26 protein-coding genes, 1 other RNA gene and 1 pseudogene are annotated in these 25429 nt (G+C 61.8%); 17 read left to right on the top strand and 11 right to left on the bottom strand.

Annotated features, from left to right (window positions below; translation table 11 throughout):
- Positions 1–50 precede the first annotated feature (50 nt).
- Positions 51–1160: a Gfo/Idh/MocA family protein gene (locus BM413_RS16080; protein WP_091914791.1), complete on the top strand. Its 1110-nt coding sequence runs from the start codon at positions 51–53 to the stop codon at positions 1158–1160.
- A gap of 230 nt (positions 1161–1390) precedes the next feature.
- Here BM413_RS16080 and BM413_RS16075 read toward each other — a convergent pair whose 3' ends face one another.
- The 3 genes from BM413_RS16075 to iolG all read right to left on the bottom strand — a co-directional run bounded on the left by BM413_RS16075 (position 1391) and on the right by iolG (position 4501).
- Positions 1391–2482, bottom strand: a complete 1092-nt coding sequence (locus BM413_RS16075; RefSeq protein ID WP_091914788.1) for a 3-deoxy-7-phosphoheptulonate synthase — start codon at positions 2480–2482, stop codon at positions 1391–1393.
- A gap of 211 nt (positions 2483–2693) precedes the next feature.
- Positions 2694–3488: an SDR family oxidoreductase gene (locus BM413_RS16070; protein WP_091915074.1), complete on the bottom strand. Its 795-nt coding sequence runs from the start codon at positions 3486–3488 to the stop codon at positions 2694–2696.
- Positions 3489–3499: 11 nt separating this feature from the next.
- A complete protein-coding gene (gene iolG, locus BM413_RS16065) occupies positions 3500–4501 on the bottom strand; it encodes an inositol 2-dehydrogenase (protein ID WP_091914786.1) in 1002 nt (333 codons plus the stop codon).
- Here iolG and BM413_RS32535 point away from each other — a divergent pair.
- Positions 4500–4889 carry a hypothetical protein gene (locus tag BM413_RS32535; RefSeq protein WP_139238600.1) on the top strand — a complete coding sequence of 130 codons (390 nt, stop codon included), beginning with the start codon at positions 4500–4502 and terminating at the stop codon, positions 4887–4889. The two genes, iolG and BM413_RS32535, sit on opposite strands and share 2 nt — an antisense overlap.
- A gap of 116 nt (positions 4890–5005) precedes the next feature.
- Positions 5006–5926, top strand: coding sequence for an alpha/beta fold hydrolase (locus tag BM413_RS16060; RefSeq protein WP_091914784.1), 921 nt, complete (start codon positions 5006–5008; stop codon positions 5924–5926).
- A 33-nt stretch (positions 5927–5959) separates the two neighbouring features.
- Here the strand turns inward: BM413_RS16060 and BM413_RS16055 are convergent, their stop codons facing one another.
- Positions 5960–6754 (bottom strand): thymidylate synthase, encoded by a 795-nt coding sequence (locus BM413_RS16055; RefSeq protein WP_091914781.1) that lies wholly within the window; start codon positions 6752–6754, stop codon positions 5960–5962.
- Between the two features lie 220 nt (positions 6755–6974).
- Complete coding sequence (locus BM413_RS16050; protein WP_091914779.1) at positions 6975–7286, bottom strand: DUF2853 family protein; 312 nt, start codon at positions 7284–7286, stop codon at positions 6975–6977.
- 173 nt (positions 7287–7459) lie between these two features.
- Between BM413_RS16050 and ssrA the strand changes: the two genes are divergently transcribed.
- Together ssrA and BM413_RS16040 are read left to right on the top strand one after the other, a co-directional pair.
- Positions 7460–7820: a transfer-messenger RNA gene (gene ssrA / locus BM413_RS16045) on the top strand.
- Between the two features lie 113 nt (positions 7821–7933).
- Positions 7934–8482 (top strand): AAA family ATPase, encoded by a 549-nt coding sequence (locus BM413_RS16040; RefSeq protein ID WP_091914777.1) that lies wholly within the window; start codon positions 7934–7936, stop codon positions 8480–8482.
- 38 nt (positions 8483–8520) lie between these two features.
- Here BM413_RS16040 and BM413_RS16035 read toward each other — a convergent pair whose 3' ends face one another.
- Positions 8521–9153, bottom strand: coding sequence for a LysE family translocator (locus BM413_RS16035; protein ID WP_091914775.1), 633 nt, complete (start codon positions 9151–9153; stop codon positions 8521–8523).
- A 164-nt stretch (positions 9154–9317) separates the two neighbouring features.
- Complete coding sequence (locus BM413_RS16030; protein WP_091914773.1) at positions 9318–10523, bottom strand: multidrug effflux MFS transporter; 1206 nt, start codon at positions 10521–10523, stop codon at positions 9318–9320.
- 159 nt (positions 10524–10682) lie between these two features.
- On the opposite strand from BM413_RS16030, the gene BM413_RS16025 reads away from it, so the two are divergent.
- From BM413_RS16025 to BM413_RS16000, 6 genes and pseudogenes are all read left to right on the top strand, one after another.
- The gene (locus tag BM413_RS16025) at positions 10683–11360 is read left to right on the top strand and encodes a TetR/AcrR family transcriptional regulator (RefSeq protein WP_091914771.1); all 678 of its coding nucleotides are present in this window, start codon (positions 10683–10685) and stop codon (positions 11358–11360) included.
- Positions 11361–11475: 115 nt separating this feature from the next.
- Positions 11476–12033 (top strand): SspB family protein, encoded by a 558-nt coding sequence (locus BM413_RS16020; RefSeq protein ID WP_091914769.1) that lies wholly within the window; start codon positions 11476–11478, stop codon positions 12031–12033.
- Between the two features lie 15 nt (positions 12034–12048).
- Entirely contained in the window at positions 12049–12246 is a 198-nt protein-coding gene (locus BM413_RS16015) for a DUF4169 family protein (protein WP_091914767.1), read from the top strand.
- Positions 12243–12452, top strand: a pseudogene (locus tag BM413_RS16010) (ribbon-helix-helix domain-containing protein); the annotation flags it as partial. The gene BM413_RS16015 and the pseudogene BM413_RS16010, both read left to right, overlap by 4 nt.
- A 27-nt stretch (positions 12453–12479) precedes the next feature.
- Positions 12480–12782, top strand: a complete 303-nt coding sequence (locus BM413_RS16005) for a putative quinol monooxygenase (protein WP_091915072.1) — start codon at positions 12480–12482, stop codon at positions 12780–12782.
- A 98-nt stretch (positions 12783–12880) separates the two neighbouring features.
- Positions 12881–13990, top strand: coding sequence for a helix-turn-helix transcriptional regulator (locus tag BM413_RS16000; protein ID WP_091914765.1), 1110 nt, complete (start codon positions 12881–12883; stop codon positions 13988–13990).
- 191 nt (positions 13991–14181) lie between these two features.
- On the opposite strand, the gene BM413_RS15995 is transcribed toward BM413_RS16000, so the two are convergent.
- Positions 14182–14664: an SRPBCC family protein gene (locus BM413_RS15995; protein WP_091914763.1), complete on the bottom strand. Its 483-nt coding sequence runs from the start codon at positions 14662–14664 to the stop codon at positions 14182–14184.
- Between the two features lie 103 nt (positions 14665–14767).
- Complete coding sequence (locus BM413_RS15990; protein ID WP_091914761.1) at positions 14768–18673, bottom strand: AsmA family protein; 3906 nt, start codon at positions 18671–18673, stop codon at positions 14768–14770.
- Positions 18674–18928: 255 nt separating this feature from the next.
- Between BM413_RS15990 and BM413_RS15985 the strand changes: the two genes are divergently transcribed.
- Together BM413_RS15985 and BM413_RS15980 are read left to right on the top strand one after the other, a co-directional pair.
- On the top strand, positions 18929–19561 hold the full coding sequence (locus tag BM413_RS15985) for a DUF1326 domain-containing protein (RefSeq protein ID WP_091914759.1): 633 nt from the start codon (positions 18929–18931) through the stop codon (positions 19559–19561).
- Between the two features lie 67 nt (positions 19562–19628).
- Positions 19629–20411, top strand: coding sequence for a DUF2182 domain-containing protein (locus BM413_RS15980; protein ID WP_091914757.1), 783 nt, complete (start codon positions 19629–19631; stop codon positions 20409–20411).
- 42 nt (positions 20412–20453) lie between these two features.
- Here BM413_RS15980 and BM413_RS15975 read toward each other — a convergent pair whose 3' ends face one another.
- Complete coding sequence (locus BM413_RS15975; RefSeq protein ID WP_091914755.1) at positions 20454–20975, bottom strand: hypothetical protein; 522 nt, start codon at positions 20973–20975, stop codon at positions 20454–20456.
- 85 nt (positions 20976–21060) lie between these two features.
- The gene (locus BM413_RS15970) at positions 21061–22476 is read right to left on the bottom strand and encodes an FAD-binding oxidoreductase (protein ID WP_091914753.1); all 1416 of its coding nucleotides are present in this window, start codon (positions 22474–22476) and stop codon (positions 21061–21063) included.
- Positions 22477–22563: 87 nt separating this feature from the next.
- Between BM413_RS15970 and BM413_RS15965 the strand changes: the two genes are divergently transcribed.
- The 4 genes from BM413_RS15965 to BM413_RS15950 all read left to right on the top strand — a co-directional run bounded on the left by BM413_RS15965 (position 22564) and on the right by BM413_RS15950 (position 25419).
- Positions 22564–23049: a thioesterase family protein gene (locus BM413_RS15965; RefSeq protein ID WP_091914751.1), complete on the top strand. Its 486-nt coding sequence runs from the start codon at positions 22564–22566 to the stop codon at positions 23047–23049.
- A gap of 216 nt (positions 23050–23265) precedes the next feature.
- Positions 23266–23526, top strand: coding sequence for a hypothetical protein (locus BM413_RS15960; RefSeq protein ID WP_244537893.1), 261 nt, complete (start codon positions 23266–23268; stop codon positions 23524–23526).
- 346 nt (positions 23527–23872) lie between these two features.
- On the top strand, positions 23873–24976 hold the full coding sequence (locus BM413_RS15955; protein ID WP_244537892.1) for a PAS domain-containing protein: 1104 nt from the start codon (positions 23873–23875) through the stop codon (positions 24974–24976).
- The gene (locus BM413_RS15950) at positions 24973–25419 is read left to right on the top strand and encodes a response regulator (protein ID WP_091914747.1); all 447 of its coding nucleotides are present in this window, start codon (positions 24973–24975) and stop codon (positions 25417–25419) included. The genes BM413_RS15955 and BM413_RS15950 overlap by 4 nt, the downstream gene beginning before the upstream one ends.
- Positions 25420–25429: the final 10 nt, after the last annotated feature.

Raw genomic sequence — 25429 nt, 5'->3', positions numbered from 1 at the left:
AAATTTAGATTAATCCATACGCCATAAATCCAAAGGGAGGGAGCGCGATCATGACAGGCGTCGGTCTTATCGGAACGGGCTTCATGGGCAAATGCCACGCGATCGCCTGGAACGCGGTGCGTACCGTGTTCGGCGATGTCGCACCGGTGCGGCTCGTCCATCTCGGCGAAGCCAATGCCGATCTGGCAGCGCGCCGTGCCAATGAATTTGGCTTCGAGAAGGGCTCCGGCGACTGGCGCGCCGTCATCGCGGACCCGGAGGTCGATGTGGTTTCACTGACCACGCCCAACCAGTTCCATCCCGAAATGGCGATCGCCGCACTCGAAGCCGGCAAGCATCTCTGGTGCGAAAAGCCTATGGCGCCATCCTTTGGGGAAGCCGAAGCCATGCTTGCTGCCGCGCGCAAATCGGGCAAGGTCGCGGTGCTTGGCTACAACTACATCCAGAGCCCCGCCATCCGCCAGATCCGGACGCTGCTCTCTGAAAACGCTATCGGCGACGTCAACCATCTGCGCATTGAAATGGACGAGGACTTCATGGCCGACGCCGACACGGCCTTCGGCTGGAAGCACAACGCCACCTCCGGCTATGGCGCGCTGGACGATTTCGCCGTCCATCCGCTGTCGCTGGTCCAGACCCTGTTCGGGCGTGTCAGCCGGGTCATGTGCGACATGGCAAAACCCTATGCCGACCGGCGCGTCGAAGGCGGCGGCCGGCGTGCGGTCGAGACCTACGACATCGCCAGCGCCTTGATGCATCTCGAAAACGGCGTTTCCGGCACCTTGCTGGTCAACCGTTCGGCCTGGGGCCGCAAAGGCCGCATCGCCGTGCAGATTTTCGGGTCGAAAGGCTCGATCCTGTTCGACCAGGAGCGCTTCAACGAATTCCAGCTCTATGTCACGTCGGATCGCCCGACCGAACAAGGCTACCGCACCATCCTCGCGGCGCCCGTTCACTCACCCTACGACCGCTTCGTGCCCGCCCCCGGCCATGGATTGGGCTTCAACGATCTCAAGACCATCGAATGCCACGAATTGCTCGCCCGCATCAGCGGCAAGCCGGCTAATGTGATCGAGTTCGATGAGGGGCTGGAGATCGAACGCACCGTGCACGCGATGGCGCGGTCGTTCGAGGACGGGCGCTGGGTGGCGGTGCGGTAGAGCGTGCGGCAACGGGAGCGGCGTTCTTTCCCTGTCACATAGGCAATCGCATATGACTCGGACGACCCCCACTCCGCCTCGCTTCGCTCAGCACCTCTCCCCCTCAAAAGGGGAGAGGAAGGGAGCCGGCGTTTCCTCTCCCCCGTCGATCGGGGGAGAGGTGGCGCGCGAAGCGCGACGGAGTGGGGGTCGAATTCATGTGCGATTGCCTTGCTCTCGCATGGCCCCGATCAAGCCGCTCCCGCCCGCTGCGCAACCATATCGCCCCGCGCTTGCCGGCGCTGCTCGACCGCGTCCGCCAGACCGCGCAGAACCGTTTCCGTCGTCTCCCAGTCGATGCAGCCGTCGGTGATGCTCTGCCCGTAGACGAGCGGCTTGCCCTCGACCACATCCTGGCGGCCGGCGACCAGATTGCTCTCGATCATCAGCCCGATGATGCGCTCGTCGCCGGCGGCGACCTGACCCGCCACGTCGGCGGCGACCTTCGGCTGGTTCTCCGGCTTCTTGCCGCTGTTGGCGTGGCTGACGTCGATCATCAGTTTCGGCGCAATGCCGATGCGCGAGAGTTCCACGCTGGCAGCCTCGACGCTGGCAGCATCGTAGTTGGGCGCGAGCCCGCCGCGCAGGATGACGTGGCAGTCCTCGTTGCCGGTGGTCGCGGCGATGGCGCTGCGTCCGCCCTTGGTCACCGCCATGAAATGATGCGGCTGGGCCGCCGACTTCACCGCTTCGGCGGCGATCCGCAGATTGCCGTCGGTGCCATTCTTGAAGCCGACCGGGCAGGACAGGCCGGACGCCAGTTCGCGATGGATCTGGCTCTCGGTCGTGCGCGCGCCGATCGCGCCCCAGGAGACGAGGTCGGCGATGTATTGCGGCGTCGTCATGTCGAGGAATTCGGTGGCTGCCGGAAGGCCGAGATTGTTGACCGCCGCCAGAACGTTGCGCGCCAGCCTCAGCCCCTTGTCGATCTTGAAGCTGCCGTCGAGGTCTGGGTCGTTGATCAGGCCTTTCCAGCCGATCGTCGTGCGCGGCTTCTCGAAATAGACGCGCATGACGATCTCGAGCCGGTCGGACAATTCCTCGCGCAGCGCCGCCAGACGACTGGCATAATCGACCGCGGCAACCGGGTCGTGGATCGAGCACGGACCGACGACGACGACGAGCCTATCGTCAGTGCCCGTCAGCGCGGCGTGAATGGCGTTGCGCGACGCGGTGACGGTCTTCGTCGCCGTCAGCGTGCGCGGTATCTCCTGCATCACCTCGTCCGGTGTGCTCAGTTCCTTGATTTCCTTGACCCGAAGGTCATCTGTGGTGGTCAACACGGCTTTCTGCTCCTGATTTTAGGAGACCTGCCGGCAAAAACAAAAAAGCCGCCAGGTCTGGCGGCTGTTCGGATTTTGGTGCTGCAATCTTAGATCGAGCGCAATCCTCCCGCCGCCAGCGAGCTGCAGTAGCTAAAGTACCAAAACGAGGCGGTCAGGTGGATCATGCGCGTCTCATAGCCGAAGCCGCGGGATTTGTCACGCACGATGATTACTCGCCGATAATGCCCGGTACATTCTGGTCGTAGTCAATCAGCGCGCCGGTCATGACGCCGGACTGAGGCGACAGCATATAGGTGATCAGGCCGGCCATCTCATGCGTCTTGACGAGCTGGCCCATCGGGGCCGAGGCTTCGGCCTTGGCCAGCCAGTCCGGTGCTGCATCGTGAAACTTCGCCTGCGTCGCAGCTTCCCCGGGCGTGTCCATCCAGCCTGGCAGCACCGCGTTGCAGCGGATGCGGTTGCGGCGATAGGCGTTGGCGACGTTCTTGGTCAGCGTCGCCAGCGCGCCCTTGCTGGCGGAGTAGGAAGATAAAAACGACTGCCCGCCATGCACATTGACGGACAGGACGTTGACCATCGAGCCGGGCTGGCCGGTTTCGAGAAGATGTTTGACCAGCCCCTGCATCAGGAAGAACGGGCCGCGCACGTTGATCGCGAACATCTCGTCGAACATTTCCGGCGAGGTCTCGATCAACGAACCGCGTGCCGCCGATGCCGCCGCGTTGACCAGCGCGTTGAGGCTACCGAAGCGCTTCACACCGGTCTCGACGGCGGCCAGGCAGGCCACTGGGTCGGCAAGATCGGCGCTGACGAAGATCGCTTCTGCGCCGCGCTTTTCAAGTTCGGCGACGGCCACCCTGCCCTTGTCTTCGGAGCGGCCAAGCAGCACGAGCGCCTTGCAGCCTTCGTCCACCAATTGCCGCGCCACCGCCAGCCCGACGCCCTGCGCGCCGCCAGTGATCAGGGCATTGGTGCCGGCATTGCGCATGGTCAGGTCGGACATGACGGTTTCGTTCAATCCCTGCTTTTCAGGCGGATCGTCTTGCCTTCCTTGGCGGACTTCAGCGCCGCATCGGCCAGGGCCAGTGCGATCAACCCGTCGCGGCCGCTGGGCGAGGCCTTCTTGCCCTTGCTCATCGCCGCAATGAAGGCTGCGATCTCGTTGGCATAGGCTTCGGTGTAGCGGGTCATGAAGAAGTCGTGCAGCGGCGGGCGCGTATAGCCCGTGCCGTTGGCGATTTCGATGGAAACCGGCCGCTGGTTTTCCGCCGCCACCATGCCTTTCGAGCCATGCACTTCAATGCGCTGGTCGTAGCCATAGGTGGCGCGGCGCGAATTGGAGATCACCGCCTGCTTGCCCGAAGCAGTTTCGAGAATGACGCTAACGCTGTCGAAATCGCCGGCCTCGCCAATCTTCTTGTCGACCAGCACCGAGGCATGGGCGCTGACCGAGACCGGGTCCTCGCCCAGCAGAAAGCGCGCCATGTCGAAGTCATGAATGGTCATGTCGCGAAAGATGCCGCCCGAGCGCTTGATGTAATCGACCGGCGGCGCGCCGGGATCGCGCGAGGTGATCGTCACCATCTCGACATCGCCGATGGCACCATCATCGATCGCCTTGCGCACGGCGGCAAAATGCGGATCGAAACGGCGGTTGAAGCCAACCATCAGTGTCGCGCCGGTCTTCTCGACCACGGCCAGGCATTTTTCCACGCGCTTGACGTCAAGATCGATCGGCTTTTCGCAGAAAATCGCCTTGCCGGCCTTGGCGAAGCGCTCGATCAGGTCGGCATGGGTGTCTGTCGGCGTGCAGATGATGACGGCGTCGATATCGCCGGCCTTCTCGATCTCGTCGATCGTGCGGATGGCGCAGCCATAAGCGCCGGCGAGTTCCTTCGCCGCCTTTTCAAAGGCGTCGGCAACGGCGACCAGCTGCGCCTGCGGGTTGGAAGCCACGGCCTTGGCGTGAACCTTGCCGATACGGCCCGCACCGAGCAGGCCAAAGCGAACTGTCATGATAACGCCTCATCTTGAAGTGACCCGGATCATCCGAGCACATGAAATGGAAAGAGCCGCATGGTTCCTCCTATGGCATCATGCGGTCAACGATCGGGTGGTCGCGCCCTATGCTTCTCCCTGGCAGCAAGCTTACGCTCCGAAATACAAAACGGAACGTAAAGACCATTCACGATCATCATTGAAATTTTTATTCCATGTTTGTCGGTTTCCGTCAAGCGGTTCCCGTTCGACGGGCAAGCCCGGCTCGACCCTGCGGCTTCGCGCCATTCAAAGTTCAGTTGAAAGTATTTCCGGCAGCCTTGGCAAAAATAAAAGCGGCATCTTTCAATCTTCCTTTCCTGAATTTACCGGTTCTTGCCGGATGTCTGCGCTTGCACTACTCTAATATTTTCGCGCGGCTCGCCAACCGACCGCCCGACTGAAGATCAGCAGCATTTCCTTAGAATTCCTGGCATTTCCACTAGCCGAAAAATCACCTCAGTTCTTGAAGGAGTGACGGCATTGTTTCGTGTTCTTTTCGCAGTTTCTGTTTTGCTGGCATTGGCTTGTTCGGCCCGCGCCGAGATTCAGCCCTTCCCGGCCGAGTTCAAGATCGAGGAGATCGCAACGAACGGCACGACCATTCATGTCCGTGTCGGCGGAAGTGGTCCGGCGGTCGTGCTGCTGCATGGCTATGGCGAGACCGGCGACATGTGGGCGCCGCTGGCAGCCGTTCTCGCGCGCGACCACACGGTCGTCGTGCCCGACCTGAGGGGTCTCGGCCTGTCGTTGAAGCCTGCCGGAGGCTACGACAAGAAGACCCAAGGCGGCGATGTCGCCGGCGTGCTCGACGCCCTGCACATCGACAAGGCCGATGTGGTCACGCATGACATCGGCAATATGGTCGGTTACGCCTTCGCTGCCGAGAACCCGCAGCGGGTGACGCGGTTCGTGCTGATCGATGCGCCCCTGCCCGGCATCGGCCCGTGGGAGGAAGTTCTGAAGAACCCGCTCCTGTGGCATTTCCGCTTTGGCGGCCCGGACATGGAACGGCTGGTTGCCGGGCGCGAGCGCATCTATCTCGACCGGTTCTGGAACGAATTTTCCGCCGACCCCGCCAAATTCGACGAAGCGTCGCGCGCTCACTATGCCGAGCTTTACGCGCTGCCGGGCGCGATGCATGCCGGCTTTTCCCAGTTCGCCGCCTTCGATCAGGACGCCATTGACGACAAGGCGTTTCTTGAGAAAGGCGGCAAGCTGGCCATGCCCGTGCTGGCGATAGGCGGCGAGAAATCCTTCGGCCCGATGATGGCGACGGTCATGCGTTTCGCCGCGAGCGATGTCACCGAGGGCATTATCCCGAACTCAGGCCACTGGATAATGGAAGAGAACCCGGACGCCACAATCGAGATGGTGACGACCTTCCTGTCAGAGAAACAATGATCTTTCACAGCCGAGGCGACGACGACCCTCGGCTCACACCGCGATCGGCGCGCGGATGCTCGCGTCGGCGACGTAATTCTCCAGCCGGAAATCCTCGAAGCGGAAGGCAAACAGGTCCGTCACATCCGGGTTGATCCACATCGTCGGCAGCGCCTTGGGCGTGCGTGCCAACTGCTCGCGCGCCTGCTCGAAATGGTTGGAATAGAGATGCGCGTCGCCCAGCGTGTGGACGAAGTCGCCGGGCTTCAGCCCGGTCACCTGCGCCACCATCAGCGTCAGCAGCGCATAGGAAGCGATGTTGAACGGAACGCCGAGAAAAATGTCGGCCGAGCGCTGGTAGAGCTGGCAGGAGAGCTTGCCGTCCGAAACGTAGAACTGGAACAGGCAGTGGCATGGCGGCAGCGCCATGGCGTCCACTTCGGCCGGGTTCCAGGCCGAAACGATCAGCCGGCGTGAATTGGGATTCTTGCGGATCTGGATCAGAAGATTGGCGATCTGGTCGATATGTTCGCCATTCGGTGCCGGCCACGACCGCCACTGCGCGCCATAGACCGGGCCGAGATCGCCATTCTCGTCGGCCCATTCGTCCCAGATCGAGACGCCGTTGTCTTTCAGGTACTTGATATTCGTGTCGCCGGCCAGAAACCACAGAAGCTCGTGGATGATCGACTTCAGATGAAGCTTCTTCGTCGTGGTGACGGGAAAGCCCTTCGCCAGGTCGAACCGCATCTGGTAGCCGAACACCGAACGCGTGCCGGTGCCGGTGCGATCGCCACGGTCCACGCCGGTTTCGAGAACATGTTTCAGGAGATCGAGATACTGGCGCATCGCTTCCGCATCGATTCGGGGCTTTTCCCGATCATAGCGCAAGCCCGGTTATGCGAGAACGCAAAAGCGATAAGCATTTTTGCTTATGCAGCAAAAATCCCTCAAAGGAAAAGCAAAGCTGTTTCGATGGGATATCGCGAGCTTCGCAGCTAGGCGCTGCCCCTCATCTGCCTGCCGGCATCTTCTCCCCGTGAACGGGGAGAAGAAGGAAGCTTCGGCCTCAGAGAGAGCCGAGCTTTCCGAGATCCTTGGCGGCCAGATAATAGAAGGTCACGCGGCTCTTGGTGTTGTCGCCGGACATTGCCTTACAGACTTTCTCGACGGCAGCACTTGCCTTGGCGTCGTCGGTGATGCCGAGCTTCTTGGCGATCCAGTTCGCCTTGACGCGGTCCAGTTCCTTGGGGTCGGTGCACGACACCAGCGACGAATCGCGGTTGCGAAGCGCAATGCCCAGATGCTTCACGATCTTCTCGACCACGGCGGCATCGGCGCCGGCATCATACTTCTTCACGTCTGCAAGGTAATCGGCCATGAAATATTCCCCTCGTCGAACAACAGGACTTCGCTCGATGAGGTCGCAGAATCACAACCTTGCGTTTCCGGCACTTTCCTCACCGTTGAAAAGCTTCGGTTCAACACGCCGTCCTGTCAAGCACTTTGCCCCCTCGTCATGCACTTTGAATGTAAGTGGATTCCGGCGAATGCGGCCTTCCCTTTGACGCGATCCCTCCCTATATTCGGTCCGTCAGCTTGACTGACTATGGTGATAAACAGGCGATGCAATAAGCCGTTCGGACCCGGGGGCGGTACCCGGCGCCTCCACCAAAAGCCGCTGCTTGCATAAGGAGCGGTTTTTGCTGGGGGCGAAATAGGATCGACGAAGGTGTAAAGATCGTACTTTTGCCCGGCATTGTACCACCGTTATCGGGCTAAACTTGTAGTTGCAAACGACAACTATGCGGAAGCACGTCTCGCTGCGTAAGCAGTGCGATAGCTTCAAATTAAGCCCTAGAGGTTCGCACTTCTAGGCGGGGTCCGGAGGCACCTGGCAACAGAAGCCTCCACTTCTCCCCCTTTCAAATATCCCCTCGCCTGCCCGGCTCGTCGTCGCATGCGCTCCCGCGCTTTGCATCGCCACGCTGCGCGGGCAATTCTCCTTTGCAAATGAGAGTTCTCAACATGCAGACAGATTGCGACCGCTTTTTCATCCTCACCGGCGGACCCGGCTCCGGCAAGACGACGCTCATCGAGGCGCTGCGCACCGCCGGCTATCCCTCTTCCGTCGAGGCCGGACGCGGCATCATCCAGGACCAGATGGCGGTTTCCGGCCCCGCCCTGCCGTGGAACGATCCTGCCCTTTTCGCCGAACTGATGCTGTCCTGGGAAATGCGCTCGCATGCCATCGCCATACAGGAAACCGGCCCGGTCTTCTTCGATCGCGGCGTGCCGGACGTCATCGGCTACCTCCGGCTCACCGGACTGCCGGTTCCGGCCCATATCGAGAAGGCGGCGGAGGTCTTTCGCTACAACCGCAAGGTTTTTATTCTCCCGCCCTGGGCAGAGATTTTCCATCAGGATGCGGAGCGCAAGCAGGACCTGGACGAGGCGCGGCGAACCTATGAGGCGATGGTCGAGACTTATACCGACCATGGCTACGAACTGATCACCGTGCCGCCGGCGCCTGTTCAGGAGCGGCTAAGCTTCGTGCTCGCCGAAGCTGGATTTTGACCAGCAACGGCTCGCCAGGCAATCGCAGGCCCAAAGCCTCAGCCTCTTTGCAGGGCGAGATGTGCGCCAAGTCCGACGAGCAACGCCCCGCCCGCGCGCTGCATGAGGCGCTGCGCACTGCTCGAGCGCCTTAGCCGCGTGATCGCCGCGCCCGCCAAAAGCACGCACATGACGTCAGCCGACGAAAACATCAGATTGACGATCGTGCCGAGAAGAATGAACTGCACCCAGATGGGGAATGCGGCTGAAGCATCGATGAACTGCGGCAGGAACGCCAGGAAGAAGAGCGCTGTCTTGGGATTGAGAACCTCGACGGCAATGCTCTCCATAAAGGCGCGCCGGCCGGATTTCGGCTCAACGCCGGGCATTGCGGCCTCGCCTTGCGCCTTGGAGCGGAACAGCGATATGCCGAGCCAGGCCAGATAGGCCGCGCCGGCGAATTTGACTGCCATATAGAGCATCGGGACGGCGTGAAAGAGAACGGACAGCCCCGCGGCGGCAGCGATGACGTGGATGTAGCCGCCAAGGTGGATGCCGAAAGCAGCCATCAGGCCCGCCCATCGGCCGCGTGCCAATGTCTGCGCCGCGGCATAGAGCATTGCCGGACCGGGTATGTAGGCGAAGATCGCCGTGGTCACGAAGAAAGCGATCAGCAGTTCGGTCGATGGCATTTTCCTGCTCCGGCAGCCAGTTCACGACGGTAGGCGCTGACTGTAGGTAACGCATTTGCCGCACATCGCGGCAAAAGTCGATGGAGTGGACGCTGGCTCTCGCCCCCGTGATCCGAAAAAGGCCGGGAACAACCCGGCCTTTTCCTTTGCTTATGGTGGTCGAACTATTCCGCCGGCGCTTCCGCAGCTTGCCGGCCACGGCCAAGCGTCAACTGGGTCAGGCCGAGCGCTATCACCGCGCAGATGGCAATGCCGAAAACCATCGGCAGAGGCGTGCCGTCGAAGAACAGGCCGGCCACGCCCATGGCGGCAGCACCGATGGCGAAGTGAAGCGTGCCCATCAGCGCCGAGGCAGTGCCGGCGATCGTGCCATGCTCTTCCATGGCCAGCACCGAGGTGCTCGGGATGACAAGCCCGACGAAGCCATAACCGACGAACAGCAGCGCCGCCATCACATCGAGCCGGTCGACGCCGGTCGACATGATCGCCAGCAGTATCACCATGGTCGTGGCATAGCCGGTCACCGCGACACGCACCACGCGCCGCAGCCCGAACCGCTCCGACAGCATTCCCGTCAGCTGCGACATGCCGATGAAGGCCACCGCGTTGATCGAGAAGAACAGGCTGTAGACCGACGGGGACAGGCCGTAATGATCGATCAGGATGAAGGACGAGCTCGACAGATAGACGAAGAAGCTCGATATCGCGAAACCGGCAATGGCGGTCAGCCCAAGGAAGTTGCGCTCACCCATCAGGAAGCGATAGGCGGAAAGCGCCGTACCGAAGGAACTGCCGGCGCGGTCTTCTGCCGGCCGGGTTTCCGTGAGCGAGGTTGCCAAAAGCACCATCGCCAGCACCGCGGCCCCTGTCACAGTCCAGAACACGGCGCGCCAGCCAAGGCTTTCGATGACGAGGCTGCCGGTCAGCGGTGCCAGGATCGGCGACACCGAAAACACCAGCATCAGCAGCGACATCAGCTTGGCGGCTTCGGTGCCGGTGTAGAGATCGCGCACGATGGCGCGCGGCACTGCCATGCCAGCGCTGGCACCGAGGCCCTGCACAAAGCGGAAGGCGATCAGCCATTCTATGCTGGGAGCCAGCGCCGAGCCGACGCCGCCAATTATGAACAGTACCAGACCGCCATAGAGCGGCAGCTTACGGCCGACCATGTCGGATATCGGGCCGACGATGAGCTGGCCGAAGCCCATGGAGAGAAAGAAGATCAGCAGGCTCATCTGCACCGCACTGGTGCCGGCGTTCAGATCCGCGCCGATGGAAGGCAGCGCGGGAAGATACATGTCGATCGCGAAGGGGCCGATCGCTGACAAAAGTCCGAGCACGACCGCGAGGCGGAGGAATTTGGGTGTCATCTGCTTGCTGCTTTCGGAGTGTAGGCATCGGACGATCCGACGCCGTCTCATCCCGCCAGTTACGCCGCCACTCCTCCCACGGAACGACGTTAGCGGTATCTGTCCAGAAATTTAGACACGCTTGTCTAATTCGTCAACCGCACCTATATTCTTTTTTCAATGAAAGAGAACCCGTTTCCCCATTTCCCCGCTGCGCGCGGCCACTCCGCCAAGCGGACATCCATATTGGAAGCTGCTGCGCGTGTTTTTTGCCGGGAGGGCTTTGCGGGTGCCAATATCGACCTGATCGCGGCGGAAGCGGGCGTGTCGCGCCAGACGGTCTATAATCACCATGGCGACAAGGAAAATCTGCTGCTTGCTGTGGTGAAGGACATCACCGACCGGTCCAATGCAGGACTTTTCGCGACACTCGCGACCTTCCCCGACCAGCCCAAGGATCTGGAAGCCGAGCTGATCGCCTTTGCCGTGCGGCTGAACCAGAACTGCATCTGCAGCAAGGACGGAAAATTCCTGCGCAAGCTGATCGAGAGCGAGGGCGAGCGCAATCCCGAACTGTTCGCCGGCTGGCGCGACGAAGGCCCGTTGAAAACCTGGTCGGCTCTTGCCGCCCGCTTCGCGCGGCTCGCTTATTCCGGCCATCTCGAGATTGACGACCCCGATGTCGCAGCCCGCCAGTTTCTCGCCCTTATCAGCGCCGATCTGCAGCTGCAGGCCATGTTCGGCGAGATCGCAACCGACGAGCAGATTCGCAGCGCCGCCACCAATGCGGTGCGGACTTTCCTGCGTGCTTATCGTCCACGGGTAGAAACGCCCGCGCCGATACACGTTTCAGCATAGATTGCACAGCTGCAACATCGGCTGGCCCAGATAGATCATCGCGCTATATGCGGTTTACGACAGCCGCAAGCTTGATTACAGCTATGCAGTCGATTCACCGGAACTGCATTTGCACATGGCCGAAGACCACATCCGCTATGATATTCTCGCCCAGGAGGCATTGCGCGGCGTCATGCGCAAGGTCCTGGCGGAAGTCGCGCGCACCGGTCTGCCGGGCAGCCACCACTTTTTCATCACTTTCCTGACCGGCGCGCCGGGCGTTCGCATCTCAAGCCGCCTGCGCGAACGCTATCCGGAACAGATGACGATCGTGGTGCAGTTCCAGTATTGGGATCTCAAGGTCACCGATTCCGGCTTCGAAATCGGCCTGTCCTTCTCCGACGTGCCGGAAAAGCTGGAGATTCCCTTCTCCGCCGTGCGCGGCTTCTACGATCCGTCCGTCAATTTCGAACTTGAGTTCGACGTCAAGACCGACGGCCTGGCCGAAATCGCCGAGGAAGAGCCTGCTCCGGTCGAGAAAAAGGCCCCTGCCCGGCTTCAGCCTGCCGCTTCGACCAAAGGCGAGGGAAAGAAGAAGGACAAGGAAAAGGAAGTCGCCGAGCCCGCCGACGCCGATTCCGCGCCTGGCAAGGGCGCCGAGGTCGTTTCGCTCGACGCCTTCCGCAAGAAATAACGCCGCAGGTTCAAAATGGCGGAACTCGTGAATCTTCGCCAGGTCCGCAAGCAGAAGGCGCGTACCGAGAAGGAACGCGCGGCTGAACAGAACCGCGTGCTGCATGGCCGCACCAAGGCCGAGAAGACAGCGGCCAACAAGTCTACCGAAAAGGCAGTGCGCTTCATCGACGGTCATAAGCGCGAGCGGCCGGACGGGAACGGCGGAACGTGAGCCTTGTCGAGAAGCGCTCGGTGACCATTCGCGGTCACCGCACCAGCTATTCGCTCGAAAAACCTTTCTATGACGACCTGCTGGCGATCGCCACGGAGCGTGGCATCGCACTCGCCGCCCTTGTCGCCGAAGTGGACGAAACCCGCCCCCGCGAAGCTAACCTGTCATCGGCGCTCAGGCTTCATGTGCTGGAATGGGCCAAGCAGCGGACGAAAAACCGAGGAGGACGAGCCATGTACGGATTGATCGGCCGCATGATCGCGCAGCCCGGAAAACGCGACGAGCTGATTTCCATCATGACGGAAAGCAGCGATGCGATGCCCGGCTGCCTGAGCTATGTCATCGCAACCGACCCGGCCGACGATAACGCAATCTGGATCACCGAAGTGTGGGACAACGAAACCAGCCACAAGGCATCGCTGTCCTTGGCCGCCGTCCAGGCCGCGATCGCCAGGGCACGCCCGCTGATTGCAGGATTCGACAACCGGACCGAGACGAGGCCGGTTTCGGGCTATGGCCTCCCCGGCAAGCCCTGATTGAACGCATAGACACGCTCGCAGCTATTTCTATCCCTGATTGACAGACATCATCCCGGCAGGCACCATTCGCAAGGGCAATCTGAGCGGGGCTAAGCGTGTTTTCCGAGCAGCAAGAGCGTGCGATAGACGCGTGTTATGCCGCCGTCGCCACGCCTGAGCTTTGGCCTGAGGCGCTGGACGAGCTGGCCTCGTCGCTGGGCGCGACCGCCGCCATGTTCTACCCGAAGGACTTCAATCAGGATTTGATCAGGATTCCCTCGTCGACCCGGAACAACCGGCTGCTTGAGGAATATGTGGGCGGTCAGTGGTACGAAAATGACTACCGGGCCATGAGAGGCTGGCCGCTGCTGTCGAAACAAAAGGTAATCATCGAGCACGATCTTGCGACTGACGACGAGCGCAGGAAACTTCCAGACTATAACGACCTGTATCTCAAATGGGGGCTTCCGGGATACGCGGCCGTGGGCTTCATGGTTGACGGCGCTCCATGGTGCCTGCCGATCCTGAGGGCCGAAAAGGAAGGCTTTTTCACGAAGGAAGAAGCGGGATTTCTCTCCACCTTGAGTCCGCACTTGAGACGGATGGTGAAGCTATCGTCCCAGTTCGGCCTTTCGCGCAGCCGCTCCAGCCTGGAAGCCTTCGACCGAACCGGGCAGGCCGCCGTTCTCATCGGCCCCAACAGGCAGGTCGGCCAGATGAACGCCAAGGCGGAAGCGCTGCTGGAACGAAACACCGAGGCTCTCTTCGTACGAAAAGGCTATCTGTGTGCCTATCACCCGCGCAGCAACAATGCCCTGCAGGTGCTGATCGCATCGGCGACCAGCCGCAGGCTTTCAAACGCCGAAAGCCCGGAAGCGTTGCCGGTCTATATCACAAGGCCGGATCGGCACCCGATCGTCGTTGAAGCAGCCTCCCTGCCCAGCCTCGTAAGAACGATGTCATCGACGGCGCAGGCCGTTCTTCTTCTCACCGACCCGGAAGACCGGGGCAAACCGAAGCTCGATCATCTGGCCGCCGGCTTCGGCCTGACGCCGGCAGAGGTCAAACTCTGCAAGGAACTTGAAAGCGGTGCCTCCCTCTTCGAGGCAGCCGATGCACTGGGCATCGTGCGCGAAACCGCCCGTCATCGCCTGAAGTCGATCTTCGCCAAGACCGACACGCATCGCCAAAGCGAGCTGATGCTTCTGCTGTCGAGATTGTCGTAGGGCATACCCCTAGCCCGTCAGGGCAATCGCATATGAAGCACCCCCACCCCTAACCCCTCCCCACAAGGGGGAGGGAGACCTGATGGCATTCACACAAGGTGCCAGTCATAACGGTTTCGTGTGGCACAGGAGCTGAAAGATCCCCCTCCCCCTTGTGGGGAGGGGTTAGGGGTGGGGGTGCCCTCTGCAGGTCAAATCTTCTTCAGCAGCGCCTCGAGCTGGTCGGTGCACTGGCCCCAGCCCTCATGAAAACCCATCTTCTCGTGGGCATCGCGGTCTTCTTTCGTCCAATGACGGGCGCGGGCGGTGTAGCGTGTCTTGCCGCCCTCGTCCTCGAAGGTCAGGACGCCGGTGAAGAAGGGCTTTTCCGAAGGCTGCCATGCCTCGGTGAAAGCGTCGGTGAACACCAGCTTCTCGTTCTCGACGACTTCGAGATAGACGCCCTTGTTCGGATAATCGTTGCCGTCCGGGTCGCGCATGACGAACATGCTGGAGCCGCCCGGCCGGACATCGACCTCGACGATTGGCGTCGTCCAGGGCAGCGGCGCAAACCATTGCTTGAGCAGTTCGGCGTCGGTCCAGGCCTTGAACACCTTCTCGCGCGGCGCATCGATCAGGCGCGTCAGCACCAGTTCGCGGTCGTTGGCCGGGGTGGCGTCGGTTTTGGCGGTCATTGGTTCTCTCCGTTGATGTCTGGTTCGATCCAAGGACGAACGGACTTTTACGATGCCGACATCGCCACCAGATTTTTTGACCATGTCATCGCGAAAGCGAAGCCTACTCAGGCTTATTGTCCAACGTGTTCAGGAAATCGCGGATCGACTGCTCGAAATTCTGCGTAGAACCCGTCGAGCCTTCAGATGGAGCCCGCGGCAATGGCGCGCGCTGGATCTCGGGAGCCGGCTGCTGTTGCACTTTCTTCTCTGCCTCCTGCCGTGCCCTTTCCGCCTCGGCAGCCTGTTCGGCCTCCCGGGCCGATTGCCTTGCCGCCTCCTGCAATTTGAGCGCGGCTTCGTCGGCCGCCTGCTTGGCTTGCTCGTTGGCCTTGGCTTGCGCGGCGGCCTCTTCCAGCGCCTTTGCCGCGGCAGCCGCTTCCTCGCGCGCCTTGGCTTCCGCCGCCAGCCGTGCTTCTTCCTCGGCCTTGGCCCGCGCCTCTTCTTCCTGCTTGCGCCGAAGTTCTTCGGCGGCGCGATCGCGCTCCTGCTGCAGGGCGGCGTAGTAGCGGACCTCGCGGCGCAGGCGCTGCTTTTCCAGCACCGCCGCCTGCATCGCCTCAACCCGCGCCTGCTCGCGTTCCAGCGCGCGCTGCGTCAGGAACTGCGCCAGCGGGTCGCTGTCGAGCGTCCGCTCAGGCGCGGCAGGCGAGCCCGAAAGATTGAAGCGCAGGCTAGGCTCGGAGCCGACAAGCGCCTCGTCGCCCGGCACATAGGCGATCGTGCCGTCGGCGGCGACCGTATCGGCGTTGAGGTCGGCGCGCAGGTCGCTTGTCACCGTCACGGACGGCGTCGCGAAACTGACCGGCGGGGCGCGCAGCACGCCGCCGGCAACGGTGAAGGCGATATCGGCGTTGCCGGCCGACAGCGCGCCGGCATTGACGATCTCAGGTGCGAATTGGCCCGTCCTCGCCGCGTCGATGTCGCGCCCCACAGCATCGGCCTTGGCCAGAAGCGGGCCGAGTGCATTCGGGTTGATCGCTGGAATGACCACGCCGTTCAGGGTCGCCGTGCCGGAACCGGAAAGTGCCGCAACAAGGCCGCCGACCGATTTGCCGCTGGCCGTAAGCGCGGTCGAAAAATCGGTTCTGCCGGTCAGGCCTGTCCCGGGAAGAGCGGTGGCAAGGTCGGCCCCCTCAAGCTTCGCCTGCCCGGAGACCAAGCCGCTTCCGCCGTCGTTCTTCAGCTCCAGCAGGCCGGAAAAGGCCCCGCCGAACAGCTTTGCCTTGATGTCGGAGAGGCGAAGCCCCTCCCCGTCGAGTTTCAGCGCCATCGTCGCATCATAGGCGTTGGTCGCCGAGCCGATCGAAACCGTCGCCGCCGAAATATCGAGATCGGCCGCAAAGGGCGCAGCCACCTTCTGCTGGAACGGCACCGACGACCAGCCGCTTTCCGCCGGTGCGACGGCCTGTTCGCCGAGCACCATGGCAACCGCCGGATCGAGGCTCATCTCGTCCAGCGCCAGCGCGCCGGTCAGGTAAGGCAGGCCGTCCTTGATCTCGACATTGATGCCGCCCGAAACCGCGCCTTCGTTGACCGTGCCGTCAAGATTGTCGAGAACCAGCAGGCCGTTTTCATAATCACCGTCGGCAGCAAGGGCCAGCGGTGTGCCCATGCCCAAACCGGGCAGATGCACGGCTGTGGTCATGAGCCAGGGCTCGATGTCGGCGGCCTCAACGCTGATCTTGCCCTTCGCGGTCGGCCCCTGCTCGCCAAGACCCGCCGTGCCATCGAATTTTGCCGAAAACCCCTCGCCGGTCAGAGCGAAAGCCGTCTCCAATCCGCTCGCGACCGCGCCCTTGGCCGACAGTGCCAGTTCGCCGCCTCCGGTGACGCCGAGCGGCAGTGCCGGCAGGCCGATCAGCGCAAGCAGCGTCGTGGCGTCGTCATTGCGCGCCGAAAACGTCAGCTCCAGCGGGGCTTCGCTCAACGCGTCGGGCTTGCCCTTGCCCGAAAGGCTGGCCGAAACCGCCGATCCGCCGGCATTGCCCTTTGCGCTCAATGAGAGGTTGGTCGTGCCGTCATCATTGGCAGCGGCATCGGCCAGGAAGTCGATCTGCGCGTCCTGCAGCAGGTTCGGATAGTCGATGGCCCGCTCGTTCAGCCCTTTGAGGATGGCGCTGTTCGGATAGCGTTCGGCCGCAAGCTTCACCAAGGGCGCGAGATCGACGGCAACGACCGATGCATCGAGCTTGCCGGTCGGGCTCTGCGGAAAGTCCTTGATCGTGCCGGTCGCGCTTAGCGAGGCACCCTCCAGCCCGCCTATCGACAGCCTGTCGATCTCCAGCAGCCCATTGCGCAGGCGAAGTGCCGTATCGATCGTATCGGCGGTCAAACCGCCCGCCGAGACCGGCCCGGCCTTGATCTGGAAGTCGAGATCGCGGTCGGCGAAGCGATTGGCGCCCTTGTCGCTGACGAACAGCGAGGCAAAGGCTGAAAGCCCGTCGACATCCAGCGCTTCGCCGTTGAGCTTCAGTAGCATCGAGGGGCGGACATCCGCCGGTTGCTGGCTGTCGATTTCGCCCGAAAACTTCGCATTGCCCAGTATGAGTTCGAGGTTCTTGAAGGTCTGGCGCTGCTCGGTCATGTCGATGCTGGCCTTGAAGCCAGCCGCCGGCAAACGCCTGATCGCCTCATCGACATCCGACGACACCCAGGCCGCAAAGCCCGACGGTTGCGCCACGGCCAGCAGCAGTGACCCCGTAAACCCGAAATCATTGTCGGTGCGCAGGAACCCGTCCGCTTCCAATGTGGTGCGGCCGGGAAGCGTCGCGGCAAGCGATTTTACCGTCCAGCCGCCATCGGCCGGTTCGGCCGAAAGCCGCACATCGCGCACCGTCGTGTCTCCCGCCACCACCGCCGGCAGGTCGACCTCGACGCTGCCGGGAATGGTCGGCTTGGGCAGGCTGGCAAGCGCCTTTTCCAGCGCCGCGATGCGGTTGGCCAGCGTCAGCCCTGTGCTCGTCTCGCTGCCGGCAATCGCCTCGTCGAAACGCACCTGCGCGCCCTTGGCCTCGATGGAAAAGCGCGGCGCTTCGCCAAGCTCGACGAAGGCAGTGCCGTCTGCCGTGTAGGGATTGTCCAGCGGGCCGGTCTCGAAGCGGAAATTATCGATGGAAAGTTTTTTGTGGTCGAGCGAGAATTCGCCATTCACGCGGTTGCCCGGTTCAGGCTTCAACGCCTCGGCCTTGACCGTCTCGCCATCGCTCCCGCGCAGTTTTTCGGCAGGTCGGTCATTGCCGATGATCTTGAACTGTCCGGCGTAGAGTGCGGCGCCATTTTCGATGCGCGCATTGCCGTCCGCCTCGATCATCAGTGGGTAGGCTTCCGGATCAACCTTCACCCTCAGCCGCATCTGGCCGTTCTCGTCGGCGGTGCCGGTCGATACGGCCAGGGTCGACTTCATGCCGTCGACACGCAAGGTGCCATTCGCCCGCCATGGCCCGGCCAGCGATTTGGCGGAAATTTCGGAGTTGATCTCCGACAGGACGTGGTCGCGACCGCCCGCCTCGTGACGGATGGTGATCTGCCCGTCGGTAACGGTCAGCTTCTCGAGGGCGATGCGCCGCGGATCGAAGGGCGAGGATGGGCGCATGGCCCAGTCCACCGTGCCGTCTTGCGCGACATCGATCGTCGCCTTGGGGCGCACGATGCGCATGTCGAAGATAAGCAGCTCGCCGCGCATGAAAGGCGCGAGTTCGGCATCCATGGAGAAATTCTCGACCGTCATCGCCGGCTGGCCGCCATTGCCGCCGCCGACGGCGACATCGGAGAACGTCACGGACGGGAACGGCAGCAGCCGCGCCGTGGCCGACCCCTGCACCGTGACCTTGCGGCCGAGGATGGCGCTTGCCTCGCGCTCAAAATCGGCGCGATAGCCCGTCCAGTCGATGAAATACGGAACCACCAGCGCCGCGGTCAGCGCCAGTACGATCATTCCACCGATGATTACAAAAAGCCGCGCCAGCATCTCACTTCAGCAAACCGCCCCAATCGAGACTCACTGTACCCGCATCGGCGTGTTGATAAAATGGCAATTGGAATTAACTGCCTGATTGCGCTTCGATAGATGCCGATCCTGACCGGCTTGCGTGCACAGCCACCTCCATACGAACTAGGCCAACTCCTCTCATATGTAATTTTGACGAGCGGTGGGGCGTGATACAATGAGCGATCCTGCCTGCTGCAGACTTTGCAGCACTCCGGACAATCCATGGAGGAAACTATGGCATTGGCTGATTGGAGACTGGAAGGCGAGTGGATCAAGAACTGCAGTTGCGCCTTTGGCTGCCCCTGCGACTTCAACGCGAAGCCAACGCAAGGCTACTGCGAAGGCCTCGTGGCAATGCACATCACCAAGGGTCACTACAAGGACGTGAAGCTCGACGGCCTGAATTTCTGCGTGACCGTTCATTTCCCCGGCGCGCTTCACGAGGGCAACGGCCAGGCCCAACCTATTCTCGACGAGCGGGCAAGCCCTGAGCAACGCGACGCATTGGGAGCCATCCTGTCGGGCCAGGATTCGGCGGAAGGAACGCTGTTTCACATTGTCAGCCTGATCGTCACCACTTTCCACGACCCGATCCTGGCTTCGTTCGAATTCAGCTTCGACCGCGACGCCCGCACCGCGCGGATGGTCATCCCCGGCGTGCTCGAGACGGACGTGGAGCCAATCAAGAACCCGGTGACGGGTGAGCCTCACCGCGTTCAGGTCGTCATGCCGGAGGGCTTCGAACACCGGATGGCAGAGATCGCCTCGTCCAACATTCGCAGCCTGGCCGCGATAAAATTCGAGACGAAGGGCATGCACAGCTCGCTTGCGCATGTGGTGCATACGCCGATGGGCGTTGCCGCCTGACGCCGACACGACGAACCGCGCCGAAAGCGTGCGGTTCGAACCTGACTGACCAAACCGGTGATGAGCCATGACGTTGTTGGTGAATCTCCACCGGCATGACCGGGAAGTCGTCATTGCCATTGTCCTCGGGGTCGTCCTGATCTCCTGGGGCTACCTTCTTTTCGGCGTGGAAATGCCCATGCCGGCGATGGAAGGCATGGCGATGCCGATGGCGGCTCCCGACTGGACGGTCGGCTATGCCGCGCTCACCATCGCCATGTGGTCGGCGATGATGGCAGCGATGATGCTGCCCAGCGCGGTCCCCATGCTTCTCTTCTACGACTCGATCGCCAGGAAGCGCAGCTCCGGCAATACAGCCGTCGGTTCGACGAGCCTTTTCGGGCTCGGCTACCTGACAGTCTGGCTTGGCTTCAGCGTTGCGGCGGTGGCGCTTCAATATGCCTTGGACAAGGCCAGCGTGCTGTCACCGATGATGGAAACGACCAGCATCGCGCTCGCCGGTGCGCTTCTGGTCGCCGCCGGCATCTATCAATGGACACCGCTCAAGCAGGCCTGCCTGCGCAATTGCCGCTCGCCATTATCCTTCGTGCTGGCCTATTGGCATGACGGCAGGAGCGGCGCTTTCGCGATGGGTGTTCGCCACGGCGTCTTCTGCGTCGGCTGCTGCTGGATGCTGATGCTGCTCCTCTTCGTCGGCGGCGTGATGAATTTCGCCTGGATCGCCGCGATCGCCCTGTTCGTGCTGGTCGAGAAACTGGCGCCTGCCGGTCACTGGATCGGCAAACTCGCCGGCATCGCCCTCATGGCATGGGGCGGCTTCGTACTGGCCTCGCTGACCACCGCCTCATAGCGCCTTTGAGTCACCCGCGATAATCGCGGGTGACGATAAAAATCAGCGTGCGTCGCGCTTCGCCTGCGCCACCTTTGCCGCCTGCCGCTGCCGGCCAAGCTCCATCGGCCGAACCAGATTCTGCGCACGCTCGTTTGCCACCGCGCGCATGCCCTTGTGGGCATGGCGGGTGTTGAAGTCCTTACCTTTATCCTTGGCCGCCTGCTTCATCTCCAAAGCTCTGCGGGCATTAGTGACCTGAGACAAATCAGTCGCCAGACGCCGGCGGCGCTCGACCTCGCCGTTGAGCCGGCGCATCGTCATTGCCAGAACGGCGAGTTTCAGTTGCGAACCAGCATCGGCCTTTGAGGGCGCCGCCCCTTTGGGCGCACCCTTGCCGCGAATTTCACGGCGGCGGCGGCGAGCTTCGGTCTGCGCCTTGTCGCGCCGTTCGCGCAAGAGTTTGACCAGACCGGCAAGTTCGGTGTCGGACAATTCCTGCACGGCAGGATGGTGCGACTTTTCCACCAGCTCATGCTCGTCAGCGCTGAGTGCGCGGGCTTCTTCCTTGCGCGAAATCGCCATGATGAATTCTCCTCCGGCTGCAACAGCCGAGGAGTCTCCGACCAAAGGGTGGCAGGGTCAAGGCCGACGGAATTGCGCGGCAATTCTAATGCGCCGCAGGCAGCACCTTCCCCGGATTGAGGATGTTCTGCGGGTCGAGTGCGGCCTTGATCGTGCGCATGAAATCCACAGCATCGCCGAGTTCGCGCTCCAGAAAGCCCATCTTGCCCTGGCCGATGCCATGCTCGCCGGTGCAGGTGCCATCCATGCCGATCGCGCGCATGTTGAGCCGGCCGACGAACTTTTCCGCCCGCTCGATTTCGGCCGGATCATTCACGTCCATCAGCACCAGAACATGGAAATTGCCGTCGCCGACATGGCCGACAATGGGTGCGATCAGCCCGGATTCTGCGATATCGGCCTCGGTTTCGGCGATGCATTCGGCAAGCCGCGAGATCGGCACGCAAACATCTGTCGAAAGCGCCTTGGAACCCGGCCGCAGGGTGAGCGAGGCCCAATAAGCGTCGTGCCGCGCCTTCCACAGCTTGGCGCGCTCTTCGGCAACCGCAGTCCACTGGAAAGGCCCGCCGCCATATTCGGTGGCGATCTCGCCAAACGTTTCGGCCTGCTCGGCCACGCCGGCCTCGCTGCCGTGGAATTCGACGAACAGGCACGGGGTCTCGGCATAGTCGAGATTGGAATAGTTCTTCAGCGCCCGCATCTGCAGCGCGTTGACCAGTTCGATGCGTGCCACCGGAATGCCCATCTGGATCGTCGCGATCGTTGCCTGGCAGGCTGCTTCCACCGTTGGGAACGGACAGACGCCGCCCGAAATCGCCTGCGGAATGCCCTGCAGCTTGAGCGTCAGGGAGGTGATAATGCCGAGCGTGCCTTCCGAACCGACCAGAAGCCGCGTCAGGTCGTAGCCGGCCGAGCTTTTCTTGGCGCGCTTTGCCGTGGTGATCGCACGCCCGTCGGCCATCACCGCCGTCAGAGCCAGAACGTTTTCGCGCATCGTGCCGTAGCGCACGGCATTGGTGCCGGAAGCGCGCGTAGCCGCCATGCCGCCAAGGCTGGCGTTGGCGCCGGGATCGATCGGGAAGAACAGGCCGGTGTCGCGCAGATAGGCGTTCAGGTCCTCGCGTGTGATCCCCGGCTCGATGGTGACGTCGAGATCCTCGGCATTGACCGCAAGCACCCGGTTCATCCGCGACGTATCCAGCGAAATGCCGCCGCCCGGCGCGTTGACGTGGCCTTCCAGCGACGTGCCCGTGCCGAAGGCGATGACCGGCACGCGATGCTCGGCGCAGGCGCGCACGATTTCCTGCACTTCCGCCGTCGATTCGGGGAAGACGACGCCGTCCGGCGCCTGATTCGGGATGTAGGTGGTGGTGTGCCCATGCTGCTCGCGAAGCGACTGGCCGGTCTGGAACCGCTCGCCGAAGCGCTGCTTGAGTATGCCTAGCACCGTCGCGATGCCGGTCTCGTTGCGTTCGACCTTTGCAGCGTCGCTAAGAGCCATGAAATCCTCCGCAATTGGACCATGAGCGGCCCTCGTGTAGCATTTAAGAGTGGGTACCGTGCAAACCGCCAAATGAGGACGCTGTCAATGACCATTCCGGCCCCCTTCATCTCGAGCATCATGGAGGTCGAGAAAGACTGGATCGACTACAATGGCCACCTCAACATGGCCTATTACAACGTCCTCTTCGACCGCTGCTCCGACGAGGCCTTTGAAATCATGGGCATGGGGCCGGATTATGCGCGCGACCGCAAGCTGACGATCTACACGGCCGAGGTCCACCTCTGCTATGTCCGCGAACTGCACCTTGCCGACAAGGTGACGGTCACCTTCCAGCTCATCGACCATGACGAGAAGCGCATCCGCGCCTATCAGGAAATCCACCATGTCGACGGCTGGCTTGCCGCAACGTCGGAAACACTGTCGCTGCACATCGACATGTCGGGCCCGAAGGTTGCCGCCTTCCCCGAAGATATCATGGCCAAGGTGGATGCCATGCGTGCCGCCCATGGCGGATTGCCGGTGCCGGAGCGTGCCGGACGGTCTATCGGCATCAAACGAAAGGCCGTGTGACCTCTCCCGAAGGCCGAATTGAAACTTCCCTTCCCTGGTCGAATGATGGGGGCGTGGTGAGACCACGCTCATAAAGCGTCGCACGGCGATTGCCGGGCAAGGGTTTTGCGGAAGTCGTTAAAATTTTAATGGTGAATGAAGCATTAACCTTAAGGGTTTTTGCACAGTTTGATCTGTTGCGGCGGGTTGATCCAGCCCGCCACTGGGTGAAAATCGATGCTGGAACGACTCACGATCGGAATGGTGACGGGCGGCGCCGTTCGGGAGATTGGCATGAAGATAGATGTTGCTCAGATGTCGAGCCGCCTCGCATCCGATAACACGATAAGTGATTATGACTTCTGGCGCGCGCTGAAGACAATAAACAACGAGCTTTACCGCATCGAACGTCTTCATTTACCTATCCCGATGAAGATGATCTACGCTCGCGAGATCATCAGGACTGCAAGACACAAGCGCCGGCCAGGAAGGTACTGATTCTCTTCTTTCCATCCATCCCCACGGCAAGCTGCGCCAAGCGGCTGGCCAAGCGCCTGGATGGCACCCTGCGCAACGCTTCCCCGGCAAGATTTTTGCCCGTGATTTCCTGAGCTTGCATTAACCAAATGAGGCGCTGCGTCAGCTCCGGCAGCATGCGCGCCGACTTCGTTTTCACGATCCGTCCGCAGCTTTTGTGACCGCCTCGCAAGCAGCCCAAGCGCACGTTTCTTCGCTCTCGATTGAACCATTTCGGCCCTGGGGCCGTTGTGGAGCCATTCGAAAGACGTGGAGCTTTAGATAAATGGATTGGAAAACGGCAAAAGAATCGCCCGAAGCATGGCACATGACGGACGACCTCCATGCCGAACACGGCAAAGGCGACCCGTTCGCAGCCGCCATCCGCGCAACGCGCATGTCGATGATCATCACCGACCCGCGCCAAGCGGACAACCCTATCGTTTTCGTCAACGACGCTTTCCTGCGCCTGAGCGGCTACAGCCGCGAGGAGGTCGTGGGCCGCAATTGCAGGTTTCTGCAAGGACCGCGCACCGACCAGGAAGCCATATCGAAAGTTCGCGATGCGATCCGCGACAGGACGAATATAAGCATCGACCTTCTGAACTACCGAAAGGACGGCACCACTTTCTGGAACGCGCTCTACATCAGCCCGGTTTCCAACGAGAAAGGCGAGTTGCAGTTCTTTTTCGCCTCGCAGCTGGATGTCACCGACCGCAAGCAGGCCGAGTATCAGGTGCAGGCGGACAAGGAACGTTTCGAGCTGGCGGTGAAGGAACGCACCAAGGAACTCGAAGCAGCGCTCGAGGCCCAGAAGTCGCTGCTTCACGAGGTGGATCATCGCGTGAAGAACAATCTGCAGATGATTTCGTCGCTGATCGTCATGCAGAGCCGCGCAATTCCCGACGAGGGGATCAGGGCGTCGCTGAGATCGATGCTGGAACGCATCGAGGCGCTGAGCACGGTTCACCGCCGCCTTTACCAGTCGGAGGACGTTACCACTTTCGACGTATCCGATTTCGCCCGCGACCTGGTGACCGACCTTGTCGCCGCTTCGGGCCGCAAACTTTCCCCGGAACTCGATCTCGAACCGGTCGTTGTCCCTGCGGAAAAGGCTGCGCCGATCGCGCTGATGGTGAACGAGCTGGTGACCAATTCGCTCAAGCACGCGTTCAACGGCCGCACGAACGGAGCAGCACCCGGCAACCTGGGCGTCAAGGTGAACCGGCGCGATGGGCATTTTCGCATCGAGGTTTCGGACGACGGCATCGGCATGGCAGGAGCCAATGGCGACGGCTCGTTCGGCATGCGGCTTATCAAGTCGCTTGCCCGCCAGCTTCACGCCGATATCGAATGGCTCGACGCAGGGCCGGGAACGCGGGTGGTCATAAAGATGCCTGCCGAACCAACACTTCAAAAGGATGGAACATGACTGATCCGCTTAAAGTCCTGATCGTGGAAGACGAAGCGCTGCTGGCAATGGAGCTGGAGATGCTCGTTGAAGACGCCGGCCACAGCGTGGTCGGATGGGCGACCTCGTTCGATGAAGCACGCAGGCTGGTCGACGAGGTGGATGCAGACATCGCCTTCGTCGACGTTCACCTCAACGATGGCCCTACCGGCGTCGATGTCGCCCAGTATATCGGGGACACGGAACAGTCGATGGTCGTCTTCATGACGGCCAATCCCAAGCGCATTCCGGAAAATTTCGCCGGCGCCATCGGCGTCATCGCCAAACCCTATACGCTGAACGGATTGATGGCGGCACTTCGCTATCTGCAGGAAGGCGTGCACACGCCGCCGCCGGTTTCGAGCCTGCCGGTCGGCTTTACGCTCTCGCCGAACTTCGCGCTGAACTGGGCTCCATCCAACTGACGGAGCCCCG

The sequence above is a fragment of the Mesorhizobium sp. YR577 genome, assembly GCF_900116595.1.
Classification (GTDB): domain Bacteria; phylum Pseudomonadota; class Alphaproteobacteria; order Rhizobiales; family Rhizobiaceae; genus Mesorhizobium_M.
This window is presented reverse-complemented; position numbering and strand designations above follow the sequence as displayed.

What these genes read in the sequence shown, in the direction of transcription:
- BM413_RS15965 (WP_091914751.1), top strand. Translation starts at nt 22,564, where the DNA reads ATGACCATTCCGGCCCCCTTCATCTCGAGCATCATGGAGGTCGAGAAA.
- BM413_RS15980 (WP_091914757.1), top strand. Translation starts at nt 19,629, where the DNA reads ATGACGTTGTTGGTGAATCTCCACCGGCATGACCGGGAAGTCGTCATT.
- BM413_RS16025 (WP_091914771.1), top strand. Translation starts at nt 10,683, where the DNA reads ATGAAAGAGAACCCGTTTCCCCATTTCCCCGCTGCGCGCGGCCACTCC.
- BM413_RS15975 (WP_091914755.1), bottom strand. Translation starts at nt 20,975, where the DNA reads ATGGCGATTTCGCGCAAGGAAGAAGCCCGCGCACTCAGCGCTGACGAG.
- BM413_RS15960 (WP_244537893.1), top strand. Translation starts at nt 23,266, where the DNA reads ATGCTGGAACGACTCACGATCGGAATGGTGACGGGCGGCGCCGTTCGG.
- BM413_RS15950 (WP_091914747.1), top strand. Translation starts at nt 24,973, where the DNA reads ATGACTGATCCGCTTAAAGTCCTGATCGTGGAAGACGAAGCGCTGCTG.
- BM413_RS32535 (WP_139238600.1), top strand. Translation starts at nt 4,500, where the DNA reads ATGATAACGCCTCATCTTGAAGTGACCCGGATCATCCGAGCACATGAA.
- BM413_RS16050 (WP_091914779.1), bottom strand. Translation starts at nt 7,286, where the DNA reads ATGGCCGATTACCTTGCAGACGTGAAGAAGTATGATGCCGGCGCCGAT.
- BM413_RS16005 (WP_091915072.1), top strand. Translation starts at nt 12,480, where the DNA reads ATGTACGGATTGATCGGCCGCATGATCGCGCAGCCCGGAAAACGCGAC.
- iolG (WP_091914786.1), bottom strand. Translation starts at nt 4,501, where the DNA reads ATGACAGTTCGCTTTGGCCTGCTCGGTGCGGGCCGTATCGGCAAGGTT.
- BM413_RS16055 (WP_091914781.1), bottom strand. Translation starts at nt 6,754, where the DNA reads ATGCGCCAGTATCTCGATCTCCTGAAACATGTTCTCGAAACCGGCGTG.
- BM413_RS15990 (WP_091914761.1), bottom strand. Translation starts at nt 18,673, where the DNA reads ATGCTGGCGCGGCTTTTTGTAATCATCGGTGGAATGATCGTACTGGCG.
- BM413_RS15955 (WP_244537892.1), top strand. Translation starts at nt 23,873, where the DNA reads ATGACGGACGACCTCCATGCCGAACACGGCAAAGGCGACCCGTTCGCA.
- BM413_RS16015 (WP_091914767.1), top strand. Translation starts at nt 12,049, where the DNA reads ATGGCGGAACTCGTGAATCTTCGCCAGGTCCGCAAGCAGAAGGCGCGT.
- BM413_RS16020 (WP_091914769.1), top strand. Translation starts at nt 11,476, where the DNA reads ATGGCCGAAGACCACATCCGCTATGATATTCTCGCCCAGGAGGCATTG.
- BM413_RS16080 (WP_091914791.1), top strand. Translation starts at nt 51, where the DNA reads ATGACAGGCGTCGGTCTTATCGGAACGGGCTTCATGGGCAAATGCCAC.
- BM413_RS16030 (WP_091914773.1), bottom strand. Translation starts at nt 10,523, where the DNA reads ATGACACCCAAATTCCTCCGCCTCGCGGTCGTGCTCGGACTTTTGTCA.
- BM413_RS15995 (WP_091914763.1), bottom strand. Translation starts at nt 14,664, where the DNA reads ATGACCGCCAAAACCGACGCCACCCCGGCCAACGACCGCGAACTGGTG.
- BM413_RS15985 (WP_091914759.1), top strand. Translation starts at nt 18,929, where the DNA reads ATGGCATTGGCTGATTGGAGACTGGAAGGCGAGTGGATCAAGAACTGC.
- BM413_RS16040 (WP_091914777.1), top strand. Translation starts at nt 7,934, where the DNA reads ATGCAGACAGATTGCGACCGCTTTTTCATCCTCACCGGCGGACCCGGC.
- BM413_RS16035 (WP_091914775.1), bottom strand. Translation starts at nt 9,153, where the DNA reads ATGCCATCGACCGAACTGCTGATCGCTTTCTTCGTGACCACGGCGATC.
- BM413_RS15970 (WP_091914753.1), bottom strand. Translation starts at nt 22,476, where the DNA reads ATGGCTCTTAGCGACGCTGCAAAGGTCGAACGCAACGAGACCGGCATC.
- BM413_RS16070 (WP_091915074.1), bottom strand. Translation starts at nt 3,488, where the DNA reads ATGTCCGACCTGACCATGCGCAATGCCGGCACCAATGCCCTGATCACT.